This is a genomic window from Polynucleobacter sp. 35-46-11, assembly GCF_002281105.1.
In genome coordinates this window covers 1-6,125 of sequence record NZ_NCFJ01000143.1, presented here as the reverse complement: position 1 = coordinate 6,125, position 6,125 = coordinate 1, and the positions used below count along the sequence as shown (strand labels likewise).

Sequence of the window (6,125 nt, the reverse complement as noted above, 5' to 3'; positions counted from 1 at the left end):
TAACTTCCCATTTAAATCCAAACTATATGATGCTCAAGGCCCGTTCATTGCTGCAGTGCAAAATATTAAATTATTTTCTTATGAAAATTATGAGTATTTGAAATGAATTTAACCTACGAAAAGATGGTTCAATTAGCAGCAAATGGTTTAAAGGCTGCAGGCATCGGTGAAAAGGCGGCTTTTGAAACGGCTCAATTTTTAGCGCTCGCTGAATTGGATGGTCTAGCCTCACATGGATTGGCTCGAGTTTCACAATACGCAGGTCATGCAAAAAATAGACGGGTTGAGTTGGCTCCCAAAATAAAGGTTCGCCCCTACAAGTCCTCTGCAGCGTTGGTTGATGCCTGCGATGGCTTAGCTTTTCCAGCCCTGCGGTTTGCAACAGATTTGTCGGTTAACCTTGCCTCAAAGAGCGGTCTAGGTCTTGTGGCGGTTGCAAACAGCCATCACTTTGGTGTAGCTGGTCATTTTGCTGAAGCTGCCGCACGTGCTGGCTATATTTCTTTAGTGTTTGGTAATACTCCAGCTGCTATGCCAATGGTTGGTGGCCACAAGGCAATGTTGGGCACGAATCCTCTGGCCGCCGCATTTCCTATAGCCAATCATAATCCTTTAGTAATTGACATGTCCTTATCCGCGGTTGCGCGCGGCAAATTATTGGTTGCTGCAAAAAACGGAGAATCTATTCCTGAGGGCTGGGCATTAACAGCGGACGGAAGGCCAACAACAGATCCGCAAGAGGGATTAAAGGGCTTAATGGTTCCATTAGGCGGAGATAAAGGCGCATTGCTGGCATTGATTATTGAATTGTTGGTGGTGGGTTTATCTGGAAGTAGGTTCTCATACGAAGCTGACTCTTTTTTTGATGCCAAAGGGAATCGTCCACGTATTGGCCAGCTGCTAATCACCATCGATCCAGGCTTAGCTGGCGGTCAAATTTTTTCAAATAGGATGCAAGACTTTTTAAAAGCGTTAGCAGCCGATACCGGTACCCGTTTGCCGGGACAGCGGCGCTTTAAACAAAGGGCCACAGGATTTAAAGAGGGTGTAAATGTTTCTGATGTAGTTGTAGAGGAAATTCAGGCTGGCATCCGTCAGTCATGGAGTGGATAGTGTTTAAACAGAATTATTAAGGAGAAAGAAATGATTCATTTTGTCGTGCATGAACCAGGGGACGTTGTTGGCGTTGTTGTGGTGGAAGGCGTTAAAGCCGGTACCGATTTGATAGGCTGGGTAATGGATGGTGATAGCACTGTCAATATCAAGTCTGAAAGCGATATTCCAATTGGCCACAAGATTGCTCTACAAGATATGAAGACTGGGGACACCATTGTTAAGTATGGCGTTGATATTGGTAAGGTTGTTGCTCCGATTAAAAAGGGTGAGCATACCCATGTGCAAAATGTCAAAACTAAGCGTTGGTAACCGATAAGATTGTTTATTACGATATTAAGAGAGATAGAAAATGATTAATTTAAAAGAAGCAACTTTTATGGGCTACCGCCGTGAAAATGGTCGCATGGGTATTCGAAACCATGTCGTCATTTTGCCCTTGGACGATTTATCAAATGCATCATGTGAAGCCGTTGCCAATAATATTAAAGGCACGATTGCCATTCCCCATCCCTATGGACGCCTCCAGTTTGGCGCAGACTTAGAACTTCACTTTAGAACCTTGATTGGTGCCGGTTGCAATCCAAACGTAGCTGGAGTGGTAGTGATTGGTATTGAGCCACAGTGGACAAAAATTGTGGTTGATGGAATTAAGGCGTCTGGCAAACCGGTAGAAGGTTTCTGGATTGAAGGTAATGGCGATACAGCAACTATTGCCAGTGCCAGTAAGGCCGCTTACTCTATGATGAAGCACGCCTCTAAACAGCAACGTGTTTCTGCTCCACTATCCGAGTTATGGGTTTCTACCAAGTGTGGTGAGTCTGATACTACTTCTGGTTGCGCATCAAATCCAACGGTTGGTAATGTATTTGATAAGCTGTATGAAATCGGCTCTACATTGGTCTTTGGCGAAACTACTGAGTTAACTGGTGGCGAGCATTTGGTTGAAGCGCGTTGTCGTACTCCAGAGGTGAAGAAAAAATTCCGTGAAATGTTTGATCGCTACCAAGATGTAATCGATAAAAACAAAACCAGTGATTTATCTGATTCTCAACCCACCAAAGGGAATATTGCTGGCGGCCTAACCACGATTGAAGAAAAGGCTCTCGGTAATATCCAGAAGATTGGCAAGAAATGCGTTGTGGATGGTGTGTTAGACAAGGCTGAGACCCCGATTATTCCTGGTTTGCACTTTATGGACTCATCTTCAGCTGCTGCTGAAATGGTTACGCTTTGTGCAGCCGCTGGTTTTGCAGCCCATCTCTTCCCAACTGGACAGGGTAATGTGATTGGCAATCCAATTCTTCCGGTGATTAAGTTATGTGCAAATCCAAAAACAGTGCGGACAATGTCTGAGCATATCGACGTAGATGTTTCTGGTATTTTGCGCCGTGAAGAGAACCTGGATACAGCAGGTGAGAAGCTTCTCGATGCTCTTCTGAGAACTGCAAATGGGGAATTAACGGCGGCTGAGATTTTGGGCCATCGTGAGTTTGTAATGACCCGTCTGTACGAGTCTGCTTAAGTCTTAAAAGATGAAGTCCCTGACCGCTTATCAAGAAGTTAAGCAAAAGATCACAGAAGATCTGGTCAGGGGCCGTTATCTTATGGGGCGGGCTTTACCTGCTGAAAAGGATTTAGCTAAAGAACTAGATGTATCCATAGGAACTTTGCGCAAAGCGGTAGATGAGTTGGTCGCAGAGGGAATTGTTGTTCGCCGTCAAGGTAGAGGAACCTATGTAGCTGAACATGATGCAAAACGCCTACTGTATTATTTTTTCCATGTAGTGCGTTGGGATGCTGATAAAAAAACATATCCTCGTGTTGAAACAGCCTCTTTTAAAGCATCACAAGCAAGTGAGGAAGAGTCTCTTAAGTTAAGCGTTAAAGAGGGGGCCCCCGTTTGGCGAATCGTTACCCGCCTCTATTTAGAGGATGAATGCGTGATAATTGATCACATTACTTTAGATAAGAAGCGTTTTAAGAATCTTACCCGTTCTGATTTTGACAGGCGAGAAGGCAGTATTTATCAGCTTTATCAAGTCCGGTACGGTCAGTCGGTAGTTAAAACAAATGAGAGATTACGTGCAGGTTTGGCTGGAAAGCAAATGTCGGCTTGGCTAAAGTTAAAGCCAGAGTCTCCCGTGCTTCATATACGTAGAGTAGCTTTAGATATTCAAGATGAGCCGATTGAATGGCGTATTTCTACGCTTAATACTTCTCATCATGAATACTTCAATGAGTTAATTGCTTAGTCTTTATGTTCTTTAATTCTTTAGCCCAATTGACCAGGTTTTCACTGAGATTCTGTATTTCATGATCCCAGCTTAAGAGGTTTGGAAAGTATGGTCTTAATTCTTCTCCAATTCCGCAGCCCCATAACTGAAGATTAGGCTGTTGCTCACACCAAGCGATGGCTTGTAAAAGATGATTCTTCAAAAATTCTTCCCCATTTGCCTCAATAGTGGCCCGATCCATTGGACAGCCATCAGAAAATAGAATCAGCGTCTTGTGGACATATTGGTTATCACTACTATTTTGTAAGCGTTCAGTCGCCCAAATGAGAGCCTCGCCATCAACACTCTCTGCATAAATTTCAGGACGCAATAAAGCGGCTATGCCAGCTCTGGATCTTCTCCAGCTGGTGTCAAAGTCTTTAAAAATCCAATGAGCTCGTTCATTGAGGCGACCAGGGTTTGGGGGTTGCCCATTTTTACACCACTCTTTAAAGGGCCTTCCGCCTTGCCATGCACTGGTACTGTACCCAAGCACTTCCGTTTTGATACCAGCCTGATCCAATATTCTCACCAAAGAATCTACGCAGCTTGCAATTTTGACGCGTTGCTCTTTCATGGACCCAGAGCAGTCGATCAGAAGCGTTATTCTGGTGTTGATTTTGCTGCTTGTTGCAAGTTGCTTGTATAGAGGTGATTGGAGCGGGGAGGTCGCGGCACGCGTAAGATAACGACGATCTAGCAATCCCTCTGCTTCAGTGGTTTGCCAGCGTCTTGGTAGTTGGCTGGAAAAGATTTGCTGATAGATTCTAATAAGCTTGGCCCAAGGAATATTTTGCTTCGCAATTTCATGATTTAACTCATCTTGATAGATCGCTAATTGAGCCGACCGAATTTTTTTCTTAGCCTCGTCTTCAGTGTCATAGCTAGAGTTATAGATATGATATTTTTCTAGTGATTTTTTCAGTAGATAATGCTGCTCATTTGAGTGATTTGCTGGACTCTTTAAATCGACTGCAATTTTCTCAGCATGGGGAGGCACCCATTTAATTTTGAGATGAGTAGCACTTTGATTTTTACGTTTAGTGCGGATACTAGGATTATTGCGATATTCATCAGCAATCAATCCAGAAGCTAGCTTAATGATCTCGTAGGCTATCTGTGCATACGCTTCTTGATCATTGCGATTTACTTTGAGTTTGGCTAAAATCGGACCCATACTTTCAGCTATACCGGCTCTCGTAGCTTCTACGATATCTTGCATAAGCTGTGGCACCGGTTGACTGTTGAGTTTCATCCATACGGTAGAAAAGATGGTGACTAGTAGCAGGCCAATGCTTCCTTCAACACCATCACTAGCAATAAATTGCTGCATCCAAGCTATAAATTGAATCTGAGTATTTTGGCGGCATCCCTTAAGCTCCTCAGTACAGTTACTTTCAACGCGAATCTGTTCTAAAACCTCAAATATCAAAGATTCAATCATTCCTTCTGGGGCGAGTGAAGCATGTAAGCTTGCATCTGAATTGCGCATACGCAATCCAATGCCATCCAATATGCCCCGAGGGTAAGCCCATGATGCTTTTAGGTTCTCAAGATTGAGGTGTGGAGCGATTGACTCGAGCGGTACTGAATTGTGAAAGAGTTGCCAATCCCGAATCTGTACACTTTTTTCCCTAGACAATGATCTAATCATTGCCCCATATTGCTGCTGTTGCTCGAAGTCTTGATGGGTTTGGGTTTGCAAGATAAGCTTGATTACGCCAGTTTTATTTATTGCTTATTTCAAGCTCGCTGGCAAAGCAGCGTTGGTAGTATTCAGCCACTAAGGTTTTTTCCTCTGATTCACATTTATTTAAAAATGCAAGAGTGAACGCAATCTGCAAGTCTTTAAAGATGCGCCAGTTTTCTCCCCAGGTAATGAGAGTTCTTGTCGACATTAATGTAGAAATATCACCTGCAGCAAAACCATTTCTAGTTAGATTGGCAAGGCCAATCAAGTTCGGGTACTTTAGCGAGCAAAATCTTTTGCTCTTCCTGTGGCTCTAGGTAGTTCAATGCTGCAACGATGTCCCAGCGATCCATTTGACCGTGATTTAGTAATTGTGTGCCTTGGTATAGGCCATTCCAGTTGCCTAGTCCAACGGTATTGCTGGTAGCAAAGATTCGAAAGGCAGGATTGGGATTAATCACTCTGTTTTGGTCGAGCAGGGTGAGGCGGCCTTCTCGCTCTAGCATTCTCTGAATAACAAACATTACATCTGGCTGGCCCGCATCATATTCATCGAGGATGAGTGCAATGGGGCGTTGCAAACTCCATGGAATGAGCCCCTCTTGAAAGCGGGTAATTTGCTTGCCATCTTCTAATGCGATCAGATCCTTTCCGATGAGATCCATTCGTGTGATTTGCCCATCTAAATTAATGCGTAAGCAGGGCCAATTTAAGCGAGCTGCCACTTGTTCGATATGGGTGGATTTGCCTGTGCCATGCATTCCTTGGAGCATGACTCTGCGATTAAATGCAAATCCCGCTAATATGGCTAGGGTGGCTTGCGGATTTAACTGATAAGCAGAATCAATAGCTGGAACTAGCTCAGATGGCTTATCGAAGGCTGGGATTTTAAAGTCCGCAAATGCCTGGCACTCGGGAAAGGCTTGGTGTAAGGAAACCTCTTTTTGGGGGGCTAAACCCAATAAATCGATCGGAGCGCTACTTTCAGCCATGTTCTTGCCTTTAGAAGTCTTAATATGTTGTCAAATATATTCCATATTCGGGTT

5 protein-coding genes and 1 pseudogene are annotated in these 6,125 nt (G+C 43.9%); 4 read left to right on the top strand and 2 right to left on the bottom strand.

What is annotated here, in order from left to right:
- The first annotated feature begins 102 nt into the window (after positions 1-102).
- The 4 genes from B7Y67_RS10285 to B7Y67_RS10270 are packed head-to-tail and all read left to right on the top strand — an operon-like array spanning position 103 to position 3,368.
- A complete protein-coding gene (locus tag B7Y67_RS10285; RefSeq protein ID WP_293598565.1) occupies positions 103-1,113 on the top strand; it encodes an Ldh family oxidoreductase in 1,011 nt (336 codons plus the stop codon).
- A gap of 30 nt (positions 1,114-1,143) precedes the next feature.
- A complete protein-coding gene (locus B7Y67_RS10280; protein WP_293598564.1) occupies positions 1,144-1,425 on the top strand; it encodes an SAF domain-containing protein in 282 nt (93 codons plus the stop codon).
- Positions 1,426-1,465: 40 nt separating this feature from the next.
- Positions 1,466-2,638 carry a UxaA family hydrolase gene (locus B7Y67_RS10275; RefSeq protein WP_293598563.1) on the top strand — a complete coding sequence of 391 codons (1,173 nt, stop codon included), beginning with the start codon at positions 1,466-1,468 and terminating at the stop codon, positions 2,636-2,638.
- Positions 2,639-2,648: 10 nt separating this feature from the next.
- Positions 2,649-3,368 carry a GntR family transcriptional regulator gene (locus tag B7Y67_RS10270; protein ID WP_293598562.1) on the top strand — a complete coding sequence of 240 codons (720 nt, stop codon included), beginning with the start codon at positions 2,649-2,651 and terminating at the stop codon, positions 3,366-3,368.
- On the opposite strand, the gene B7Y67_RS10265 is transcribed toward B7Y67_RS10270, so the two are convergent.
- Both B7Y67_RS10265 and B7Y67_RS10260 read right to left on the bottom strand, forming a co-directional pair.
- Positions 3,349-5,094, bottom strand: a complete 1,746-nt coding sequence (locus B7Y67_RS10265; protein ID WP_293598561.1) for a hypothetical protein — start codon at positions 5,092-5,094, stop codon at positions 3,349-3,351. The two genes, B7Y67_RS10270 and B7Y67_RS10265, sit on opposite strands and share 20 nt — an antisense overlap.
- A gap of 22 nt (positions 5,095-5,116) precedes the next feature.
- Positions 5,117-6,071, bottom strand: a pseudogene (locus B7Y67_RS10260) (AAA family ATPase).
- Positions 6,072-6,125: the final 54 nt, after the last annotated feature.

What these genes read in the sequence shown, in the direction of transcription:
- B7Y67_RS10285 (WP_293598565.1), top strand. Translation starts at nt 103, where the DNA reads ATGAATTTAACCTACGAAAAGATGGTTCAATTAGCAGCAAATGGTTTA.
- B7Y67_RS10280 (WP_293598564.1), top strand. Translation starts at nt 1,144, where the DNA reads ATGATTCATTTTGTCGTGCATGAACCAGGGGACGTTGTTGGCGTTGTT.
- B7Y67_RS10275 (WP_293598563.1), top strand. Translation starts at nt 1,466, where the DNA reads ATGATTAATTTAAAAGAAGCAACTTTTATGGGCTACCGCCGTGAAAAT.
- B7Y67_RS10270 (WP_293598562.1), top strand. Translation starts at nt 2,649, where the DNA reads ATGAAGTCCCTGACCGCTTATCAAGAAGTTAAGCAAAAGATCACAGAA.